The sequence below is a fragment of the Plantactinospora sp. WMMC1484 genome, assembly GCF_049315195.1.
Classification (GTDB): domain Bacteria; phylum Actinomycetota; class Actinomycetes; order Mycobacteriales; family Micromonosporaceae; genus Plantactinospora.
Window position 1 is genome coordinate 2637619 of record NZ_CP186055.1, and the last position, 19862, is coordinate 2657480.

At 71.8% G+C, this 19862-nt stretch carries 17 protein-coding genes and 2 pseudogenes; 11 read left to right on the top strand and 8 right to left on the bottom strand.

Translation table 11 applies throughout. The features are described from left to right. Positions 1–121: 121 nt before the first annotated feature. Positions 122–901, top strand: coding sequence for a peptidoglycan DD-metalloendopeptidase family protein (locus ACN28C_RS11675; RefSeq protein WP_422773507.1), 780 nt, complete (start codon positions 122–124; stop codon positions 899–901). Between the two features lie 188 nt (positions 902–1089). Here the strand turns inward: ACN28C_RS11675 and ACN28C_RS11680 are convergent, their stop codons facing one another. The 4 genes and pseudogenes from ACN28C_RS11680 to ACN28C_RS11695 all read right to left on the bottom strand — a co-directional run. Then, positions 1090–1233 carry a GPGG-motif small membrane protein gene (locus tag ACN28C_RS11680; protein WP_422773508.1) on the bottom strand — a complete coding sequence of 48 codons (144 nt, stop codon included), beginning with the start codon at positions 1231–1233 and terminating at the stop codon, positions 1090–1092. 3 nt (positions 1234–1236) lie between these two features. Next, positions 1237–2010 (bottom strand): metallophosphoesterase family protein, encoded by a 774-nt coding sequence (locus ACN28C_RS11685; protein WP_422773509.1) that lies wholly within the window; start codon positions 2008–2010, stop codon positions 1237–1239. Between the two features lie 10 nt (positions 2011–2020). Continuing rightward, a complete protein-coding gene (locus tag ACN28C_RS11690) occupies positions 2021–2296 on the bottom strand; it encodes a hypothetical protein (RefSeq protein WP_422773510.1) in 276 nt (91 codons plus the stop codon). Between the two features lie 77 nt (positions 2297–2373). Further along, a pseudogene (locus tag ACN28C_RS11695) lies at positions 2374–2934 on the bottom strand (nucleotidyltransferase); the annotation flags it as partial. 211 nt (positions 2935–3145) lie between these two features. Between ACN28C_RS11695 and ACN28C_RS11700 the strand changes: the two are divergent. Continuing rightward, a pseudogene (locus tag ACN28C_RS11700) lies at positions 3146–3811 on the top strand (dTMP kinase); the annotation flags it as partial. A 160-nt stretch (positions 3812–3971) separates the two neighbouring features. Here ACN28C_RS11700 and ACN28C_RS11705 read toward each other — a convergent pair. Next, positions 3972–4718 carry an SDR family NAD(P)-dependent oxidoreductase gene (locus tag ACN28C_RS11705; RefSeq protein ID WP_422773511.1) on the bottom strand — a complete coding sequence of 249 codons (747 nt, stop codon included), beginning with the start codon at positions 4716–4718 and terminating at the stop codon, positions 3972–3974. Positions 4719–4981: 263 nt separating this feature from the next. On the opposite strand from ACN28C_RS11705, the gene ACN28C_RS11710 reads away from it, so the two are divergent. The 5 genes from ACN28C_RS11710 to ACN28C_RS11730 all read left to right on the top strand — a co-directional run bounded on the left by ACN28C_RS11710 (position 4982) and on the right by ACN28C_RS11730 (position 9877). After that, positions 4982–5890 carry a MurR/RpiR family transcriptional regulator gene (locus ACN28C_RS11710; protein WP_422773512.1) on the top strand — a complete coding sequence of 303 codons (909 nt, stop codon included), beginning with the start codon at positions 4982–4984 and terminating at the stop codon, positions 5888–5890. Positions 5891–6143: 253 nt separating this feature from the next. Further along, positions 6144–7043, top strand: coding sequence for an N-acetylmuramic acid 6-phosphate etherase (gene murQ / locus ACN28C_RS11715; RefSeq protein WP_422774628.1), 900 nt, complete (start codon positions 6144–6146; stop codon positions 7041–7043). A gap of 425 nt (positions 7044–7468) precedes the next feature. After that, positions 7469–8467: a sigma-70 family RNA polymerase sigma factor gene (locus tag ACN28C_RS11720; protein WP_422774629.1), complete on the top strand. Its 999-nt coding sequence runs from the start codon at positions 7469–7471 to the stop codon at positions 8465–8467. A gap of 305 nt (positions 8468–8772) precedes the next feature. After that, entirely contained in the window at positions 8773–9627 is an 855-nt protein-coding gene (locus ACN28C_RS11725) for a helix-turn-helix domain-containing protein (protein WP_422773513.1), read from the top strand. Positions 9628–9643: 16 nt separating this feature from the next. After that, positions 9644–9877 carry a DUF397 domain-containing protein gene (locus ACN28C_RS11730; protein WP_422773514.1) on the top strand — a complete coding sequence of 78 codons (234 nt, stop codon included), beginning with the start codon at positions 9644–9646 and terminating at the stop codon, positions 9875–9877. An 83-nt stretch (positions 9878–9960) separates the two neighbouring features. Here the strand turns inward: ACN28C_RS11730 and ACN28C_RS11735 are convergent, their stop codons facing one another. Next, on the bottom strand, positions 9961–10707 hold the full coding sequence (locus tag ACN28C_RS11735; protein WP_422773515.1) for a hypothetical protein: 747 nt from the start codon (positions 10705–10707) through the stop codon (positions 9961–9963). 201 nt (positions 10708–10908) lie between these two features. Here ACN28C_RS11735 and alr point away from each other — a divergent pair, with 201 nt between their 5' ends. Both alr and ACN28C_RS11745 read left to right on the top strand, forming a co-directional pair. Continuing rightward, the gene (alr, locus tag ACN28C_RS11740; RefSeq protein WP_422774630.1) at positions 10909–12060 is read left to right on the top strand and encodes an alanine racemase; all 1152 of its coding nucleotides are present in this window, start codon (positions 10909–10911) and stop codon (positions 12058–12060) included. After that, the gene (locus ACN28C_RS11745; protein WP_422773516.1) at positions 12053–13111 is read left to right on the top strand and encodes a D-alanine--D-alanine ligase family protein; all 1059 of its coding nucleotides are present in this window, start codon (positions 12053–12055) and stop codon (positions 13109–13111) included. Before alr ends, ACN28C_RS11745 begins: the two co-directional genes overlap by 8 nt. Positions 13112–13179: 68 nt before the next feature. On the opposite strand, the gene ACN28C_RS11750 is transcribed toward ACN28C_RS11745, so the two are convergent. Further along, positions 13180–14142 (bottom strand): NlpC/P60 family protein, encoded by a 963-nt coding sequence (locus tag ACN28C_RS11750; RefSeq protein WP_422773517.1) that lies wholly within the window; start codon positions 14140–14142, stop codon positions 13180–13182. A gap of 731 nt (positions 14143–14873) precedes the next feature. Here ACN28C_RS11750 and ACN28C_RS11755 point away from each other — a divergent pair. Beyond that, entirely contained in the window at positions 14874–15413 is a 540-nt protein-coding gene (locus ACN28C_RS11755) for a DUF6232 family protein (protein WP_422773518.1), read from the top strand. Positions 15414–15579: 166 nt separating this feature from the next. Next, positions 15580–18894, top strand: coding sequence for a BTAD domain-containing putative transcriptional regulator (locus tag ACN28C_RS11760; RefSeq protein WP_422773519.1), 3315 nt, complete (start codon positions 15580–15582; stop codon positions 18892–18894). On the opposite strand, the gene ACN28C_RS11765 is transcribed toward ACN28C_RS11760, so the two are convergent. Then, a complete protein-coding gene (locus ACN28C_RS11765; protein WP_422773520.1) occupies positions 18867–19760 on the bottom strand; it encodes a C40 family peptidase in 894 nt (297 codons plus the stop codon). The genes ACN28C_RS11760 and ACN28C_RS11765 overlap by 28 nt on opposite strands. Between the last annotated feature and the right edge of the window lie 102 nt (positions 19761–19862).

Genomic DNA, 19862 nt, shown 5'->3' on the forward strand with positions numbered 1-19862 from the left:
GGTATACCGGATCGTCCCGGCTGCCGAGGTCCGTCCGCGCCTGGTCCGGCCCCTTCCGCTGGGTGAAGTTTTCTGCCACGATCCATCTATACATGGAAAACTTTCGCCATGGGAGGTCCTCGTGCGCTTCCGCCCGCTCGCGTCCGTCGGTGCCGGCCTGCTGCTGGCCGCCACGGTGCTGCTGCCGGCCTCGCCGGCCGCTGCCGCACCCACCTTCAAGGTCCCCTTCCCCTGCGGCCAGTCCTGGTCCGGCCAGACCCGGACCAACCACAGCCCGGCGTACGCCGTCGACTTCAACCGCACCGACGACCAGGGCGACCCGGTGGTGGCCAGCGCGCCCGGCACCGTCGACGTCGTCACCGACCTCGGCAACACCAGCTACGGCAGGTACGTCCGGATCAACCACGGCAGCGGCTACACGACCTACTACGCCCATTTGAGCAGTTTCAACACCGCCGTCGGGCGGACCGTCGGCTACGGCACCGTGATCGGGTACGTCGGCTCGACCGGCGGTTCCACCGGGCCGCACCTGCATTACGAGCAGCGCCTGAACGGCTCCGACATCCAGGTGAGGTTCAACGGCACGCTCGCGCTCTACTGGGGCACCCGGACCTACACCAGCGACAACGCCTGCTCCGGCAACAACACCGGATCCGGCACGGTCAACACCGCCGGCAGCCCGCTCACCGTCCGCTCCGGGCCGGGCACGGGCTACTCCTCGGTCGGCACGGTCGCCGACGGCGCCGGGGTCACCATCCACTGCCAGACCACCGGCACGACGGTGACCGGCACCTACGGCACCAGCAACATCTGGGACCGGATCGGTTCCGGTCGCTTCGTCTCCGACGCCTACGTCTACACCGGCTACGACGGCTTCATCCCCGGCGTACCACGCTGCTGAACCGACGTTCCGGCGAACCAGGCAGACGATTGCGCCGGGGCCGCCGGGCCCGGGTCACCAGGGGGAGAGAGGAGACCCGGGCGCGGCGACCCCGGCTTGCCTGTGGGGGTTTCCGATCCTGTGGGGGTTTTCGGTTGGAGGTTCTTCGATCGGGTGAGGCCGGCGCAGCACCGACGTCGGCCCCGCTGTCAGGTGAAGAGGCTGACGCCGCCCGGCCCGACGAGCAGACCGACGATGATCAGCACGACCCCCCAGAGGATCTGCCGCCGGAACAGCGCCAACACGCCGGCGACCACGAGTACGACCGCAAGGATCCAGAGCAAGAATTCCATGCCTCATGACCTACCCGAGGCGCTGCTCGCGGAAACCTTCGCGGTGGCCGCCCCGGCACGGCGCGGGTGCAGGTGGAAGACGCTGTACGCCTGCTTGATCACCGGGTGCGCCACGTTGCGGACCCGTACGCCGCCGGGGGTGGTGCCCCGCTCGGTGCCCGCGTGCGCGTGCCCGTGCAGGGCGAGGTCGGTCGGTGCCGAGTCGATGGCCTGGCCGAGCAGGTACGAGCCGAGGAACGGATAGATCTCCAGCGGCTCACCGGCCAGCGTGTCGGGCACCGGCGCGTAGTGCGTCAGCGCCACCCGGACGTCGCACTCCATCTCGCGCAGCGCCTCGCCGAGCTGGTCGGCGATGGCGCTGGTGGTGCCGACGAATGCCTTCATCTCCGGTTCGCCGAACTCGCTGGCGCAGCGCCCGGCGAAGCCGCCGCCGAACCCCTTGGCACCGGCGATGCCGAGCCGCGTCCCGAAACAGTCCAGCACCACGTTGGTGCCCTCCAGCACCTGGATGCCGGCGTCCTCCAGGACCCGGATCACCGCCGGCACCTCGTCGCAGTGGTGGTCGTGGTTGCCGAGCACGGCGACCACCGGCACGCCGAGGTTGCCGAACTCGGTCGCCACGCAACGCGCCTCGGACTCGGTGCCGTGCCGGGTCAGGTCACCGGCGAGCAGCAGCACGTCGGCGACGTCCGGCAACTGTTCCAGGGCGGGCCGGAACCGGCCCACCACGTCCTGGTCCAGGTGTACGTCGCCGACCGCCGCGATCCGGATCACCATGTTCCCTCCCTCACCGCAACTCCTCCACCTCGGTCGGTGCCTGGGTGCGGATCAGTCCTATGTCGACCGTCACCGGCACCTTCGGGAAGTGCTCCAGCACCAGCCGGAGGATCTCCTCGCGGCGCTGTGCGCTCTCCACCTCGCCGCAGAGCACCACCGAGTGGTCCCGCCGGGTCACCGTGATGCCCTGCTCGGCGATCTCCGTACGCTCGGTGAGCAGGCGTTGGATCGCCGCCTCCAGATAGTCGTCGGGCGGCTCGGTGCCGCCCGTGCCGCGCTGGTTCATGTCGCCACCTCACTCCGCTCGTCCATGACGGTGATCTCCTTCTCCCGGCTGGCCTGCGCGTAGCGCCGCTCGTCGCCGGTTGCCGAGTAGGGCACGACGTCGAGCCGGTCCAGCAGCACCAGGAAGGCCTCGGCGTAGGGGGAGTGCGCCGTCTCCTTGCGGACCCGGTCCCAGTCGATCTGCTCGCGTAGCGAGCGGGCGAGCGGCAGTCCCCGGGCGAAGTCGCAGTAGTGCTGGGAGAAGCTCAACAGCTTGTGCACCATCAGATGGGTGGCGGAGAGCACCGGCATGTGGATGGCGTCGACCGGCCGGATCACGGTGTCCCGGAAGGTCTCGTCGGTCACCGGGGTCTCGATCGGCCGGTGGATCAGGTCCACCATCCGGTCGTTGTCCCAGACCTTCACCAGCCAGTCCTCCGGCGGGCGCTCGGCGGTGAAGCCGGCCTCGACGAGCGCCTCCAGCGCACGCTCGGTGTCCTGCTCCCGGATGAGGAAGTCGACGTCGTGGTCGCTGGAGTGGCCGCCGTGTGCGTACACCGCGAAGCTGCCGCCCAGCGCGAAGGGGATCTCGGACTGCTTCAGGACGGCGGCGACCCGCTTGAGCGTGGCAAGTAGGGTCTCGTCGCCGCGATCATCCATCAGGGTCTCCCGGGTCGGTGGTCGGATGGGCATCTGGTCAACGGGGTGGAGATTTACCGGTACCCGGCACTTCGTTCCTTCACACCTGGCCCAGGTTCCGGCAACCGCCCGACACGGACCGAACCGGGCGTACGGCGCGGGTCGCCGCAGACCGCGCCCGGCGGCCGTTGCCGGGTGGGGAGGATGCGCCCGCCGGGTACCGTTGCTGAGCGTGGCCCGGACACTGGTTCACCGGCGGAACGTGCGGCTGCGGACCGTGGCCCTGGTCGGGATCGACGGCTCGGGCAAGACGACGCAGGCGCACCGGCTGGCGGAGACGTTGACCGCAGCCGGCCTACCGGCGACGTACTGGCAGAACGCCGGCGGCCGGCGGTGGTTCGGCCGGCTGGCCCGGAAACTGGGCCGGCGGGACGCCCAGCGCCTGCTGGGGCGGGACGGAATGCTCCTCGCCGAGTCGGTACTGCGCTGGCTCGCCGTCGCGCGGGCACTGCTCCGGTCCCGGCTGCGCTCCCGGGTCGCCGTGATGGACCGCTACTCCGTCTGCCAGTACGCCAGCATCCGGGCACACGGTGGTGGGCGCCGCTGGGAGGGGCTCGCCCGGTTGCTCTACCGCGTCTTTCCGCCCCCGGACGTCACCTTCCTGCTCGCGGTGGACCCGGGGGAGGCGTACCGGCGGATCGAGGCCCGTGGCACCGACCACGAGGACATCACCTATCTGGCGGCCGGAGGGGCGGCGTACCGCTCGCTGCCGGAGTTCGCCGGCTTCGTGGTGGTCGACGCCAACCGCACACCCGACGAGGTGAGCCGGGCGATCCATGCCGGGTTGGGCGAGTGGCTGCCGGATGGCCGCCCACCGTCGGACCCTGGGCCCATGCCGCCCGTCCCGCCGCCCGTCCCGCCGGACGAGGCCGGCCGCGAGCCGGACGGGGCAGCCGGTCTGTCGGACGGGGCAGGCGCTCGGCCGGAGGCGGATCTCGCCCGGCCGGGCGAGGTCGGGCACCAGTCCGGTGCTCCCGAGCCGGCCGGCTCGGCGCCGCTCAGGCCCGCCCGTACACCGGTATCGTCGCGCCACTCGTCGGCGCAGACTCGTCACTGGCCAGAAAGCGGATCACACCGGCGATCTCGGCCGGAGGCACCCAACGAGAGTGGTCCGCGCTGGGCTGCGCCGCCCGGTTGGCCGGCGTGTCGATGATGCTGGGCACCACCGTGTTGCACCGGACACCCGACTGGCGGTACTCGACGTCCACCGCCGAGGCAAAGGCCAACACCGCCGCCTTCGCCGTCACGTAGCCGGCGGCACCGGGGAACGGGCGTAGCGCCGCCCGGGACGAGACGCAGACCACCGATCCGCCGCCGGCTTCGACGAGGTACGGCAACGCGCTCCGGGTGACCAGGTACGTCGGGCGCAGGTTGCGCGCGAGCATCTCCTCGAAGTCGGCGAGCGGGGTCTCGTGCACCAGGCCGCCCGTCGCGTATCCGCCGGCCAGGTTGACCACGGCCCGCAACGGTGCCCCGGCATCGCCCCCGGCCAGCTCCACCGCCACGCGGACCTGGTCCGGGTCGCTGAGTTCCGCCGGAATCCGCAGCACACCGTCGACGGGGCCCGACCCGTCACCGGGCGCGGCCGGGGCGCCCTCGGTGCTGGCCGGCACGCCGCCAGTGGTGCCGGTCCCGGCCGGTCGCACCGGGACCACCACCCGCCAGCCGGCCGCGACGAACGCGGCGCTCACCGCTCGGCCGAGCCCGCCCGCGCCGCCGCTGACGAGTACACTGCGATCCGCCATGGGCGTCACGCTATCGTCACGGCACCGGCGGGCGCCGGCAACCCCGGCGCATCCGGCCCGTTCCGCCGGCCTATCGATCGATGCCTATTCATCCGGACGCTGTCCGGTACCGCGTCTCGGTGACCCCGCCGAGACGAAGGTGTGGTGGGAATGGCACGCTCGGCTGGTTTGGCCGGCCGCAAATTCCCACGGGGTGGGCGTACTTTCGCAGGTATAGCGCGTCGCGGTTGACGCTTCCGCCTCCGTGAAAGTAAGTTTCATCCGTGGTGAAGACTGCGAAGGTTTCTGCGAGTCACGAGACGGGCGGGCTGATAGTCCATATCAGCGGCCTGCTCCCGTCGTTGTCGCCCGCCGAGCAACGGGTCGCCAGACTCGTCGTGGCGGATCCTGCGGACGCCGCTCGCCGCACCATCACAGACCTTGCGACCGCGGCCGAGACGTCGGAGGCCACGGTCATCCGGTTCTGCCGTTCCGTCGGCATGGACGGCTACCCGCAACTGCGGATCCGGCTCGCCGCCGAGGCGGCCCGGCGGGTCGAGCCGCCGGACGCCAGGGTCGTGGGCGGTGACATCCCGCCCGGTGCCGATCTGGCGCAGATCATCGCGACGATCGCGTTCAGCGACGCGCGGGCGGTCGAGGAGACCGCGGAACAGCTCGATCCGGCAGTCTGCGAGCAGGTGGTCGAGGCGATCAACGGGGCCGGCCGGATCGACATCTACGGCGCCGGAGCGAGTGGCTTCGTCGCCTCCGACTTCCAGCAGAAGCTGCACCGGATCGGCCGGACCGCCTTCTACTTCCCGGACGTGCACACCGCGCTCACCTCGGCGGCCCTGCTCGGCAAGGGCGACGTCGCGATGGGCATCTCGCACACCGGCACCACCCTGGACTCGGTCGAGGTGCTGGAGCAGGCGCGGGCCCGGGGTGCGACAACCGTCGCTCTCACCAACTTCCCACGGTCACCGATCACCGATGTCGCGGACTACGTACTCACCACGGCGGCGCGGGAGACGACCTACCGGTCCGGCGCGATGGCCAGCAGGCTCGCCCAGTTGACGGTGGTGGACTGCCTCTTCGTCGGGGTCGCGGCCCGTAACCGGGCGAAGGCGAAGAAGGCCCTGGAGGTGACCGCCGAGGCGGTACAACCGCACCGGGTCAAGGGGAGGCGGGCATGAGAAGCGGGCGGATCGGCCGGCCCGGTGCGGCAGTTCCGGCCGCTGGTGCCGGCGCGGCGGGGCGGCGATGACGGCCGGCCGGGCCGAGCCCGGTGCACCGCCCGCCGCCACCCCGCGTCCTGATTCCGACGCGGGGTCCTCTTACCCGGCCGAGTCCTCTTCCCCGGCGACCGGCGGCGGATCCCCCTGTCCGGTGGACGAGCCGGGCTACCGGCCCGACGGCACGGGGGCGCGACAGCAGGAGGTCCGGACCATGGTTCGGGTCAGCTCCCCGACGGAGCTGCGCAACCCGAGCAGTCTCGACCTCGATCTGATGTCCGTCCGGGACGTCCTGAAGGTGATCAACGAGAACGACCGGCGGGTGCCGGCGGCGGTCACGAAGGTGCTGGACGAGATCACCGTGGCGGTCGAACTGGCCGTGACGGCGCTGCGCGCCGGCGGGCGGGTGCACTACTTCGGTGCGGGCACCTCGGGTCGGCTGGGTGTACTCGACGCCGCCGAGCTGGCCCCGACGTTCAACGCCCCCGACCGCTGGTTCTGCGCGCATCTGGCGGGTGGGCCGGAGGCGATGTGGCGGGCCGTCGAGGACGCCGAGGACGACGAGGCCGGCGGTGCCGAGGAGGCCCGGTCGTGCGTGGCCGCCGGTGATCTGGTGGTCGGCCTGGCCGCCAGCGGGCGTACGCCGTACGTGCTGGGCGCGCTGCGCGCCTCGACCGAGGCGGGCGCCGACACCGTACTGATCTGCGCCGATCCGGACGCCGCGACGGCTCGGTCGGTGACCGTCTTCATCGGGGTGGAGACGGGCCCGGAGGTGGTAACCGGTTCGACCCGGATGAAGGCGGCGACCGCCCAGAAACTGGTGTTGAACGGGTTTTCCACGGCCGTGATGGTGCGGCTCGGACGGGTCTACTCAAACCTGATGATCGACATGGTCGCCACCAACGCGAAACTGCGGGGACGGATGATCTCGATCCTCGTGGAGGCGACCGGATGTGCCGAGGAGATCGCACGGCGTGCACTGACCGAGGCGGATGGTGATCTCAAGGCCGCGCTGGTCTCGCTGCTCTCCGGCGCGGCGATCGCGGACGCCCGTGCGGCGCTGGACCGTTCGGCCAACCAGGTCCGGGGCGCCATCGCCCTGCTCGCCGGCTGAACCCCGCCCCGTCGTCGATCCGGCGTCTCGGGGCGGGGACTATCTCCGGGCTCCGGATTGTTAGCCAGACGGAGGGGTAACCCTCACGCGGTGAGATGAACCGACGAGCCGCGCCGTACGTATGACCAGGCGTGACGAGAATCGCAGCAACCGGGTGACCTACATCGCTGTGCGTCGTTCTCCGGTGATGATGCGATAGCCGACGGACGGCCGCGGTAGGCCGCGGAGCTGCGGCGTCGCCGGGGCGGCACACCCCCCGATCAGGACGACTGACAGCAAACGTCGATCGTGCTTTCAGCAACTACTCAGGCATTCGTGACACTTTCGACTCACCAGATGGAATCCCCAACGCGTCTCAACTGTTGTGTAGGTGTCAGCACCACGGGGCACAGCGGAGGTTACGGGGAGGGCTGATGAACGTGGGGATGGCAGGAGCAGGAACCCGGGCCACCGGGAGGAACGACGAGGGGACCGTGGGGAACGTGGAGAAGAAGATTGTCATGCGGACCGACGAGGTCGCCGAGGAGCGCGACCTGGTCGGCGTCTACCTGCACGAGATCTCCCGCACACCGCTGCTCGACGCCGCCGCCGAGGTCGACCTCTCCAAGTCCATCGAGGCTGGCCTCTACGCTGAGCATCTGATCGACGAGGACAAGGTCCCCGTGGGCGTCACCCGCGCCGAGCTGGAGCGGCTGGTGGTCGAGGGAGAGCGGGCCAAGGACCTGTTCATCCGGGCCAACCTCCGGCTGGTGGTCTCCATCGCCCGCCGGTACGTCCGGTCCGGGATGCCGATGCTGGATCTGATCCAGGAGGGCAACACCGGTCTGGTCCGGGCGGTCGAGAAGTTCGACTACGAGCGCGGCTACAAGTTCTCGACGTACGCGACCTGGTGGATCCGACAGGCGATCAGCCGGGCGATCGCGCAGCAGGAGCGCACCGTACGACTGCCCGTGCACCTGGTCGAGGACGTCAACCGGATGCGCAACGTGGCCCGGCAGCTCACCCGCGAGCTGGGCACCGACCCCGAGCCGGAGCAGATCGCGACGGCGCTGGGGGTGCCGGTGGAGCGGGTGCACGAGCTGGTCCGCTGGTCGCAGGACACCGTCTCGCTCGACACCCCGGTCGGCGACGACGGCGACACCAACCTCGGGGACCTGGTCGCGGACAGCGACGCCCCGTCGCCGGAGGAGATCGTGCTCACCGGGCTGGAGCGGCAGCGCATCGAGGGCCTGCTCAACCACCTCGACGACCGGTCGGCCGGGATCATGCGGGCCCGCTACGGACTGGAGGACGGGCGCGAGCACTCGCTGACCGAGGTCGCCTCCCGCTTCTCCCTCTCCCGGGAGCGGATCCGGCAGCTGGAGATCCAGGCGCTCGGCCGGCTGCGCGAGCTGGCCCGCGCGGAGGGGCTGCAGGCGGCCTGAGCAACCGACCCGGCGGTCGACGGCCGGCGCGAGCGATCGGCCGGCGCGGCACGTGGCGGTAGCGGTTGGCATATACGGCGGTAGCGGTTGGCATACATGACGGCGAGTGGCCGGCGTCCTGACGGGACGCCGGCCACTCGCCGTCGTACCCCGGAATTCCCGCCCGGTGCCCGCGGACCGTGACTCCGGGCCAACCAATTAGGGTGACCGGCACCACGACTGTGCGTTCGTTCGTGGCGGCGCCCGGGCCGCAGCCGACGACGGCGCGCTCGGCACCGACGAAAGGTTTCTACGGGGAGGATTCCGTGCCGATCAGTCCGACCGCCCGGCGTCGCCGGCTCGGCATCGAGCTGCGCCGCCTACGCGAGCGGGAGCAGCTCACTCTCCTCCAGGTAGCGCAGCGGATGAAGTGCTCCGACGCGAAGATCTCCCGGATCGAGGCGGGCAAGCACTCCACCCGGACCCGGGACGTCCTCGCCCTGCTCGACATCTACCGGGTCTCGGACGAGCGCACCCGCGAGGTGCTGGCGACCCTCGCGAAGCAGTCGACCCAGCGCGGTTGGTGGGTCACCTACGGCGGCGCGATCCCGGACTGGTTCGAGGTGTACGTCGGACTGGAGTCCGAGGCGACCGAGATCCGGACCGTGGAGAGTCACCTGGTGCCCGGCCTGTTGCAGACCGAGGCGTACGCGGCGGCGCTCATCCGGGCCACCCAGCCGCTCGCCCCGGCCGAGGAACTGACCCGTCAGGTCGAACTCCGGCTCGCCCGGCAGCGGCGCCTCTTCGAGCACGAGCCGATGCGGCTGAGGGTGGTGCTCGGTGAGGCGGTGCTGCGCTGCCGGGTCGGCGACAACGCCGTCATGCGCGACCAACTCGGCAACCTGGCGGTGCTTGCCGAGCGGTCGAACGTCGAGCTCCGGGTGGTCCGGTTCAGCAGTCCGGCGTACACCGCCTTCGGCCGTCCCTTCGCGATCCTCGGCTTCCCCGAGCCCACCGATCCGGGGCTGGTCTACACCGAACATCGCACCGGCGCGCTCTACATCGACGAGCCGGCCCAGATCGCATCCTTCGCGCTTGCCTTCGACCACCTCGTTGCGGCAGCGTTGTCGCAGAAAGAATCGGCGCGGCTGCTCAGGGAGACGGCGGCCTTCTGGACGTGAGGGAGGGCCGGAGGGGATGCGACCGGACGAAACCATGCTGAGCTGGCAAAAGAGCAGCCGCTCGGGCGGTGAGGGTGGCAACTGTGTCGAGGTGGCCGGCCTCGCCGCCGGAGTCGCCGTGCGTGATTCGAAGGACACTGCCGGTCCCGTACTCCGGTTCGGATCGGCCGCCTGGACGGCCTTTCTCGGCGACCTCCACCCCGGTCGGCGTCCCGACCGATCGCAGTCCGGGCACGCCATAGCTGCTTGACCTGGCCGGCGCTGTCGGTGAGTTCGACGACGCTGGCGCGCCTGTCGCAGGGGCCGGCGTTGCGGTGGCGGGCCGGCGTCGGTTCAGTCGTCGAAGCGGGCGAGCAGGTCGCCGATCCGCGTCGACGGCTGCGTCTCGCAGAGCTGGTCCACCGCCGTCATCACCAGTGGGCTGTCGACCCCGGAGATCCCCTTGGCCAGACCGATCCGCCGGATCGCCGCCACCCGCTCCTCGGGTGGCGCCTGCCGATATTCCGTACAGGTCGAGTCGGCGGTCAGGCCGCCGGCGTCGGCCATCCCGCCGAGCACCGCGCGGACGACCAGACCGCCCACCAGCATGAGCAGCACGACCGTGCCGAGCGCGACCCAGGGAGCGTAGCGGCGGGGCCGGCGACCTTCTGCCGAGCCCGGTACGTCGGCACCGGCCGGGCCGTCCTCCTCGCGTGTGATCGATGCCGGCGCCACGGTGCCGGGTGCCGGGTCGGCGGAAACCGGCTCACCGGCTCGGGGCGGAAGCGCCGCCACGGCGGCAGCCAACGTTGCCGCGTACTCCGGATCACCAGCTGCGGCGGTGCCCAGCAGGCGTCGGACGAGCGAGTTGTTCCGGGGTTCCCTGACCAGGTCGGCCAGTGCCTCCCGTTCGTCGAGGGCGTGCAGGCGCTCCGCCACCACCGCGTAGAGCCGGCGTGCCGGCGATGACGCCCCCGGACGACCCTCGACGGAGGCGACCCCGGGCAGGTGTGGCGCGAGGCGGTCGAGCGCCAGCTCGGCCACCTTCCTGGCCTTCTCGGGAGTGCCGGCGGGCGGGGTCGTTCCGGCGGGAGGGGTCACCCCGGCAGGTTAGCGCCTGGCCGTGGAGGGCACCGGGGCGAGGCCGGCGGCGGAACCTTGCACAGCTACCGCATTCCACCTTCACGAGATCCGCACAGCCGCCTCCTAGGCTCGTGCGACGTGACCAGGATCGGGGGAGCATCGGGAGCGGGAAGATCCGGGGGACCAGGGGCACCAGGGGGACCAGGGGGACCAGGGGCACTGCGGCCGCTCGCGGAGGCGGTCGTCGACCTCGACGCGGTCGCGCACAACGTTCGTACCCTGGTCGGCTTGACCGGGGCGGAGCTGCTCGCCGTGGTCAAGGCGGACGCCTTCGGGCACGGCTTCCTGCCGGTGGCGCGGACCGCGTTGGCGGCGGGGGCGCGGTGGCTGGGCGTGACCTCCCGGGCCGAGGCGTTGACGCTGCGGGCGGCCGATGTCGAGGCGCCGGTGCTGAGTTGGCTGCACGCCGAGGACGAGGACTTCGGCCCGGTCGTCGCGGCCGGGATCGACCTGTCGGTGGCCTCGGTGGCGCACCTGCGCGGGGTCGCGGCCGGAGCCGCCCGGGTCGGCGTACGGGCCGACGTCCATCTCAAGGCCGACACCGGCCTGTCCCGCAACGGGGCGGCCGAGGGCGACTGGCCCGAGTTGGTGCGGGCGGCCCGGTCCCTGGAGGCGGTGGGTCGGATCCGGGTCCGGGGGGTCTGGTCGCACCTGGCCGGCGGCGAGGTGCCGGACGATCCACGGGACATCGCACAACTGCGCCGGTTCGGCCGGGCGCTCGCGCTGGCCCGGGCCACCGGGCTGACTCCGGATCTCGTGCACCTGGCGAACTCGGCCGCCCTGGTCGGCCTCCCGGAGACGCACTTCGACCTGGTCCGGGCCGGCATCGCGGTGTACGGGGTCGAGCCGTTGCCGGCGCGGCCGGCCGGGCTGCGCCCGGCAATGACACTGCGGTCCCGGGTCATCCTGACCAAGCGGGTGGCGGCGGGCACCGGGATCTCGTACGGGCACGACTACGTCACCGCCGCGCCGACCACCCTGGCGCTGGTGCCGGTCGGTTACGCCGACGGCATTCCCCGGGCGGCGGCCGGGGCGGCCCGGGTCTGGATCCAGGGCCGGCGCTGCCCGGTGGCCGGGCGGGTGACCATGGACCAGATCGTCGTCGACGTCGGGGACCTGCCGGTGCGTACCGGCGACGAGGTGCTGCTCTTCGGCCCCGGGGACCGGGGCGAGCCGACGGTCGTGGACTGGGCCGGCTGGGCCGGCACGAACCCGCACGAGATCTTCACCGGCATCGGCGCCCGGGTCGGCCGTCGCTACCAGCCGGTGCGGGCCGGGCGACACACCGGGCGGGAGCGGGTCAATGTCTGAGTCCCCGATCAGGGTCGCGGTTGTCACGGGCGGGCGCAGCGGCGAGCACGACGTCTCGCGCCGGTCGGCGGCGGCCGTCCTGGCGAATCTGGATCCGGTGCGCTATCGGCCGGAGCCGGTGCTGATCACCAGGACCGGGCAGTGGGTCTTCGGTGCCGAGGCGCCGGTGACGGTCTTCGAGGCGGTGCAGCGGCTGCGTACGGCGGACGTGATCTTTCCGACCCTGCACGGCCCGTACGGCGAGGACGGCACCCTCCAGGCGGTGCTGGAGCTGACCGGCGTGCCGTACGTCGGCAACGGCGTGCTGGCCAGCGCCGCCGGGATGGACAAGGAGTTCACCAAGAAGCTGCTCGCCGCCGAGGGGATACCGGTGGCCGACGCGGTGGTGTCCCGGCCGACCGATCCGGAGGGCGTGCCGCCGGAGGCGGAACTGCGCCGGCTGGGCCTGCCGGTCTTCGTCAAGCCCGCCCGGGCCGGCTCCAGCCTCGGGGTGACCAGGGTGAACGACTGGGCGGAGCTGCCGGCGGCGCTGGAGTGGGCCCGGTCGAGCGACCCCAAGGTGCTGGTCGAGGCGGCGGTGCCCGGCCGGGAGATCGACCTGGCGGTCCTCGAACGTCCGGACGGCCGGCTCGATGTCGGGCCACCGCTGGAGATCCGGGTCGCGGATGAGCGGTCGTTCTTCGACTACGACGCCAAGTACGGCGATCCCGGCACGGTCTTCGAGATCCCGGCCCGGCTGCCCGACGGGGTACGGGCGGAACTGGCCGACCTCGCGGTGCGCGCGTTCCGGGCGCTCGGCTGCGCCGGACTGGCCCGGATCGACTTCTTCCTCCGCGACGACGGTCTGCCCGGCGACGGCGGTCGCTTCGCCGGTGGTGGCGGCGTGCCGGTGCTCAACGAGGTGAACACGTTCCCCGGGTTCACGCCGGTGTCGCAGTACCCGCAGATCTGGCAGGTCGCCGGGGTGGCCTATCCGGAGCTGCTGGACATCCTGGTCGAGAACGCGCTCGCGCGCCGGACCCGCCGGTCCGGCGCGCGAGCACCGCGCTGATCTGACCCCGCCGCGTCCGACCCTGCTGATCCGACCCTGCCGCGTCCGATCCGCTGCGGGGCTGCCGTCTAGCGGACGCGCCCGTATCCGTACGGGCTCATCATGTCCACGCTGGCGAGTCTGACGGTCTCGCCGGCCCGGGGCGCGTGGATCACCTTCCCACCGCCCACGAAGAGCGCGACATGCCCGAGTCCACTGTAGAAGACCAGGTCACCGGGCTTCAGTTGGCCCCGGCTGATGTGTGCCACCTTGTTCCACTGCATCGCGGCGTTGTGCGGCAGGGACTTGCCGGCCGCCCGCCAGGCGGCCAGGGTGAGCCCGGAGCAGTCGTAGCCGCCCGGACCCTCGGCGGCCCAGACGTAGGGCTTGCCGATCGCACCGTACGCGTACCGGACGGCGACACCGGCCTTGCCGGAGACGGCCGGGACGGTGCCGGTGTAGCGGCTGCCGGCCGAGGTCGCTGATCCATACGCCTCGCGGCGCATCTCGTAGAGCTTGGTCAGCTCACCCTCGATCTTCTTCTTGCCGGCGGCCAACTGCTTCGCCTGGGCGTTCTGCCGGGCCAGCGTGGCGTCGAGCCGGGACTTCTCCTCGGTGTACTGGCGCTGGGCCGCGTCGAACCCGGCGATCTGCCGGTCCCGGTCGCGGGCCAACTGCTCCAACACACCGAGCCGGTCGGCCAGACTGCTGCCGTCGCCGCGATTGAGCAGCGCGCTCGCCGTGGTCAAGCCACCGATCTTGTATGCCCGATTGGCGAGCTCGGCCACCTCGGCCCGGCTCTGATCGGCCTGCTGCCGGAGCGGCTCGATCCGGGCGCCGAGCGCGGCTGCGGCGGCCTTGGTGTCCTTGATCTCCTCGTTCAGCTTGTTGTAGGACTCGACGACCTTCTCCAGTTCGGCGGAGGCCTTGTTGATCCGCTGCGTGAGCTCGCCGACCGACGGTTCGGCCCGGACCGCCGATGCCGGGGCGAGGAGCGCCGCCGACAGGCCGGCCACGACGAGGGTCCGCAGCAGGATCCGCACCGAAGACAACGTGTGCAGAACCCTTCTTCCCGTACGCCGCCGCGAGGTCCCTTGCGGCGGCACCGGACCGGCACCACCCCTCCGGGATGACTGACGACCGGTCCAGCCGGTTCACGGTAGCCCGGCATGGCGGTCGCCGACAGCGGTCGGCGGGCGAGATGCGGCAGTAGCGCGGGAAAGCCGGAATGTCATGATCACGATCGGTATCGAGGTCGATTCCGAAAGTGATATTGCCGGCGAGCGGCCGGCGGTCCGGCCGCTCGTCCCGCCGTTCGCCCGATAGGTCGGTTCCGGCGAATGGTGGCCGGTGTCGATTGTGGGCAAACCACCATCAGGCAGGACAGAGGATCGCCGGTGGCCAAGCTGCCGCCTGGAAATCTGCCAGGTGGCTGTCTGCGCCACTACCACTAGCTGGTATCCCGTTCGCACAATGAAAGCAGGAGTCGTCAGGCTCGACGGCACCGGAGCCGTCAGGCTCCCCGGGGGGACCGGCGCAGCACGGGAGCCAGCACCAGCACGCGGGACCGGCACAGCACGTAGATGGCGTAGCCGCCAGCAGGGGGCGAGGTCGCTTGCAGTGAACCAGTCGTAGTCGCGGGCCGCCGATGCCCGGAATGTCCCCGTCAGCATGTGGCCCCGAAGGCATGCCGCCCACACGACGATCGGCACCCGGCTGCCACCAGATGCCGATCTCTACGAACCACCACACCAGCCCGCCTCAGGAGCCGTTGGAGGCAAGAATGGAGCCTACCCGCCCCCCAGTCCACCTGCCAGACGCGTCATTCGAGGTATCTGGACCGGGCCGCCCGCGTCCGGTCGACCTCTACCGCCAACCCGGAGTACGGGTCACCAGCGAGGCGTTCTTCGTCGCCGGGCGGAAGTTCCTGATAACCGAACTCACCCATCTACAGACCGCCCGGGGACCGCACGACCGGCTGACACTGCGGGCCGTAGGGATCACCGCGGCGGTGCTGATCGGCATCGGTGTCGCCCTCGGCTACACCGGTGATCTCTACCGGCTCCCTGCCACCACCTACGCCGGGCTCGGGCTCGCCGCCTTCGTGCCGGTAGGACTCGCGCTCGCCGGTGCCCGCTGGCGACCGCCGGCGTACGAGCTGTGGGGGCGGCACAGGGGCGACATGGTGCTGCTGTTCAGCTCCGACCACGAGCGTCAGTTCGGCCAGGTGACACGGGCGCTGATCCGTGCCCGGGAAGCCGTCCGGCTGGGCGGGCTCGCCTACCCGCCCGCCTCCACCACCCCCTACGAGCCGATGTCCTAGCCCGGTCATGTCTGTCGATGCAGATCGCGCGCCACGCTGCGAGCGGCGTACGCACAGCACTCACCTGCCGCCGCGGTCCCGGCCCCCGGGCGAGCGGGCGGGCGGGAAGCGCTGCCGTCGCCGAGCGCACATGGTCGGGCCTGGAGCGATGTCCTAACATCGCCGCATGGGCGACGGCGCGGCCTCGGCGGATGCCCCGAACACGCTGTCCGGCCGGCCCACGGTGGGCAGGCTGCTCCGGACGTACCGCCTGCACAGCGGGCTGACCCAGCGCGAGCTGGCGGTCCGGGCCGGCCTCAGCATCGCCGCGCTCCGGGACCTGGAACAGGGGCGGAGCACCAGGCCGAGACATGCCTCGGTGGCGGCGATCGCGGCGGCGCTCGGCCTCGACGACCGGGCCAGGGAAGCGCTGCACACCTCGGCCACCGCGGCGACGCGGGCGGACGAGCCGGGCCGGGTGGCCGACCCCGGTGCGCCCGTACAGATCCGGGTGCTGGGGCCGCTCGAACTTCGGCGCGGAAACGAACCCGTCGCCATCGGCTCGGCCACCCGACGGGTACTGCTCGCGAAGCTCGCCCTCGGCGCCCCGGAACCGGTCTCCCGGGACTCCCTCCGCGAACTGCTGCAGGGCCGGTACTCGTCGGAGGACGCGACGAAGCTGCTGCGTACGCACCTCACCCGACTACGCCGGCTGGTCGAGCCCTCGGGCCAGCGCCTCATCGTCGCGACCCCGTCGGGCTACCGCCTCGTCGCCACCGCCGAACAGCTCGACCTGGCCCGACTCCGGCAGTTGGCCGCGCAGGCGGGCGACGCGTCGCCCGAGTATGCGCTCACGCTCCTCGCACAGGCGGCGGAACTGTGGCGGGGCGGGTGCGCCTTGGACGAGCTGGCCGGCGACCCGCTGCTCGCCTCGGTCACCGAGGAGTACGCCATCCTGCTGCGGCGCTTCGCCGAGGTCGCCCGGACCGTCGGCGAGCCGGAGCGGCCACTGCCACGCCTGCGTGAGCTGGCCGGTCGGCTGGAGTTCCACGAGCCGCTGCACACCGCACTGATCGTCACGCTGGCGGCAAGCGGGCGGCAGGCGGAGGCGCTGGCGGCGTACCGGCGCGTTCGGGCCAACCTGCGCGAACAGCTCGGGCTCGATCCCGGGGAGTTGCTGCGGGACGCCCAGGCGGGCGTGCTCCAGCAGCGTTGGCGGGTGCCCGAGACGGCCGCCCGTAACGTGGTCCAGCAGCTGCCGGCCGCCCCGACCGGATTCGTCGGCCGGGAGCCGGAACTCGCCCGCATCGTCGCCGCCGTCGCGCGTACGGGGCACGAGCTGCGGCAGGCGTCGTCGCGGGTCGTCCTCGTGCACGGTGCGGCCGGTTCGGGGAAGACGGCCCTGGCACACACCGCCGGGCAGCGGCTGCGCCCACGGTATCCCGGCGGCCAGCTCTATGCCGATCTCGGTGGCGCCTCGCCCGAGCCCGCCTCCCCGGCGGCGGTCCTCGGCCGGTTCCTGCGGGCACTCGGCGTGCCGGCCGACCGTATCGGCGGCGACCTCGTCGAGGACTCGGCCCTGCTGCGTACCGAGTTGGCCGGGCGCCGGATGCTCGTCGTGCTCGACAACGCGAGCGACGCGGCGCAGGTGCGACCGCTGCTGCCGGGTACCGGCCGAAGTGACGTCCTGGTGACGAGCCGGCGGCTGCTGCGCGGGCTGGAGGTCGCGGCCTCGGTGTCGCTCGGCACCCTGACGGCGGCCGAGTCGCTCGACATGATCGCGGCGGCGGCCGGCGCCGAACGGGTCGCGGCCGATGCCCGGTCCGCGCAGGAGCTGGCGACCGTCTGCGGTCACCTTCCGCTCGCGTTGCGGATCGCGGCGGCGCGGCTGGCGAGCCGTCCGTCGTGGGCGATCGGCGACCTGGTGCAGCGACTGCGTGACGAGAGTGGCCGCCTCGCCCAGCTCGACGACGGGTCGACGAGCGTACTGGCCAGCTTCCAGCTCAGCTACGACAGTCTCCGCGAACCGGCCCGGCGGGCGTTCCGGCTCTGCGCGCTGCACCCGGCGCAGGACTTCGGAGTGACCGCCACCGGCGCCCTGCTCGACACCGACGACGCCACGGCCGAGCGGATCCTGGACGAACTGCTCGACGCCAACATGCTGCTGCAGTACTCGGCACACCGGTTCCGGTTCCACGACCTGCTCCGGCTCTACGCCGGCAAGCTGGTCGAGGCGGAGAGCGCCCGGACCCGACACGCCGCCTTCGCACGGCTGCTGGCCTGGTATGCCGAGCGGGTGACCGCCGCGATGGACCGGACGTTGCCGCAGATGGTCCGGCTCGCCGGCCATCCCCGGCCGGAGAGCCAGTTCCCCGACGAGGAGCAGGCGGCGGCCTGGCTCGACGTCGAGGCGACCGCGCTGGTGCTGCTGGCCGAGCGGGCCGGCCGGGACGACGGGCTCGCCGACTTCGCCTGGCGGATCGCCGACCAGCTGCGCGGCTACTTCCTGGTCAACCCGCACGTCGACGGCTGGAGCCGGATCGTCGAGGCCGGCTGGTCGGCGGCGGAGCGTTCGGCCGACCGCCGGGCGCGGGCGGCGATGCTGATGTCCAGGGGGCAGGCCCGGAGCATGGTCGGTCGCGACCTCGAAGGTCTCGACGACGCGCTCACCGCCCTGCGGCTGGCGCAGGAGTGCGGCTGGGACGCGGCGGCGGCCTATCTCTCCCACAACGTCGGCTGGCAGTACTACGAGTTCGGCCGGCTCGCCGACGCCGAGACGTGGTTCGGTCGCACTCTCGACCTGACCGCGCACGAGCCCCTGGGGCACATCCGCGCGGCGGTCCTGAACGGCATCGGCATGATCATGCTCGATCGTGGCCGCTGCGAGGACGCCGCGACCAGCCTCACCGCCGCGCTGGAGATCAACAAGGCGACGGGGCGCGAGCGTTCCGCGCTTGTCAACCGGGGAAACCTCGCGAGCGTACTCCGGCAGCGTGGTGAACTCCTCGACGCGGCCGAGCAGCTCGACAGCGTCCTGCGCGGGTACCGGCGGCGCGGCGACCTGCGCGGTGAACTCTCCACCCTGGACGAGATGAGTCGGCTGGAGATCGACCGGCGGAATCTCGCCACCGGGTTGGGCCTGGCCCGGCAGGCACACGATCTCGCGGTCAAGACGTACGACCGGCGGGCCCAGGCGATGACCGCCGGCACGCTCGGAAACGCGCTCCGGGAGAACGGCGAGATCGGGCAGGCGCTCGACGTCCTCCGGGACGGGGTTGCGATGGCGAGGCGGCACTCGTACCGCTGTCTGGAGACCAGGGCACGGGTCGGCCTGGCCCGTGCCCTGGCGCTGGCGGGTGAACCGGATGCGGCGCGACACGAGGCCGGCCGGGCCGAGCGGGTCGCCCACGACCTGGGATTCGGGACGCTCGCGACGGAGGCGAGGGCGATCGGGGCGAACCCGCCGGCTCCCGATCAGCCGGTGACGCCGACCACCCGGTAGTAGCCCAGTGGGGGCTTGAAGTCGACGCTCATGTAACCGATCCCCGCCGCCGGGCTCATGGCCGAGTACAACTGCCCACCGCCCGCGTACTGGCCGACGTGGCCGTCGTAGAAGACCAGGTCGCCGATCTTCAGCTGGCTGCGGCTGACCCGGATGGCGTCACGGCTCTTCAGGTTGGTGAGGTCGGCGTTGTTGTTGTCGGCCTCCGAACGCGCCCAGGCGTACTGCTGCGCCGACGACCTGACGCCGCCCCAGCCGGGGAAGTTGACCACCCGTTCGTAGGCGAACTTGACCAGGCCCGAGCAGTCGTACGCGTCCGGACCCTCGGCGCCCAGGACGTAACGCTTGTCGATCTGGTTGAGGGCGTACTGGTAGGCGAGCCGGGTGTAGTTGTAGGTCTTCTTCGTCACCGAGCACGTGGTGCCCTGCGCGCTCGTACCGTTGCTGACCTTCACCTCCAGGTGGTTGAACTGGGCGATCCCGGCCGGGTCCCAGGAGTGACCGCCGCCGCTGGCGGAGGCGCCGTAGCCGCCGTCGACCCCGAACACCACCTCGTCGTTCCGGAAGACCCAGCTCCGGCCGTCACCGGAGTCGTCCCTGGCGGCGATCTTGATCAACGGCGACTTTCCGTCCGAGCTGGTGTCGGTCAGTTCCCAGTGCACCTTTGCGGTGCGGGTGCCCTCCCACTCGACCTGGATGACCGCGCGGGCACCCGGGCAGCCGACCGGGATCTCCAGGCTCGGGTTGCCGATCGGCGCGGCCGCGGCCGGCGCGGCCATGGCGACGCTGGTGGCCAGGAACACCGGTACGGCGAGCAGTATCGCGGGAAGTGACCGGCGGCGCCGGCCGGGCGTCTTCGTGAGCATTCGACTCTCTCCCTCGGTTCGTCCGTCCTGTGATCGGACATCAGGGAGACTAGGAATCCGGCTGGCGCCGCCGATTCCCGTACCTCACCCGTACCGGGTGCG

Coding starts and splice junctions, on each gene's coding strand:
- ACN28C_RS11745 (WP_422773516.1), top strand. CDS start 12,053: ATGTCTGAGTCCCCGATCAGGGTCGCGGTTGTCACGGGCGGGCGCAGC.
- ACN28C_RS11685 (WP_422773509.1), bottom strand. CDS start 2,010: ATGGTGATCCGGATCGCGGCGGTCGGCGACGTACACCTGGACCAGGAC.
- murQ (WP_422774628.1), top strand. CDS start 6,144: ATGGTTCGGGTCAGCTCCCCGACGGAGCTGCGCAACCCGAGCAGTCTC.
- ACN28C_RS11690 (WP_422773510.1), bottom strand. CDS start 2,296: ATGAACCAGCGCGGCACGGGCGGCACCGAGCCGCCCGACGACTATCTG.
- ACN28C_RS11760 (WP_422773519.1), top strand. CDS start 15,580: ATGGGCGACGGCGCGGCCTCGGCGGATGCCCCGAACACGCTGTCCGGC.
- ACN28C_RS11720 (WP_422774629.1), top strand. CDS start 7,469: ATGGCAGGAGCAGGAACCCGGGCCACCGGGAGGAACGACGAGGGGACC.
- ACN28C_RS11730 (WP_422773514.1), top strand. CDS start 9,644: ATGCGACCGGACGAAACCATGCTGAGCTGGCAAAAGAGCAGCCGCTCG.
- ACN28C_RS11765 (WP_422773520.1), bottom strand. CDS start 19,760: ATGCTCACGAAGACGCCCGGCCGGCGCCGCCGGTCACTTCCCGCGATA.
- ACN28C_RS11680 (WP_422773508.1), bottom strand. CDS start 1,233: ATGGAATTCTTGCTCTGGATCCTTGCGGTCGTACTCGTGGTCGCCGGC.
- ACN28C_RS11705 (WP_422773511.1), bottom strand. CDS start 4,718: ATGGCGGATCGCAGTGTACTCGTCAGCGGCGGCGCGGGCGGGCTCGGC.
- ACN28C_RS11755 (WP_422773518.1), top strand. CDS start 14,874: ATGGAGCCTACCCGCCCCCCAGTCCACCTGCCAGACGCGTCATTCGAG.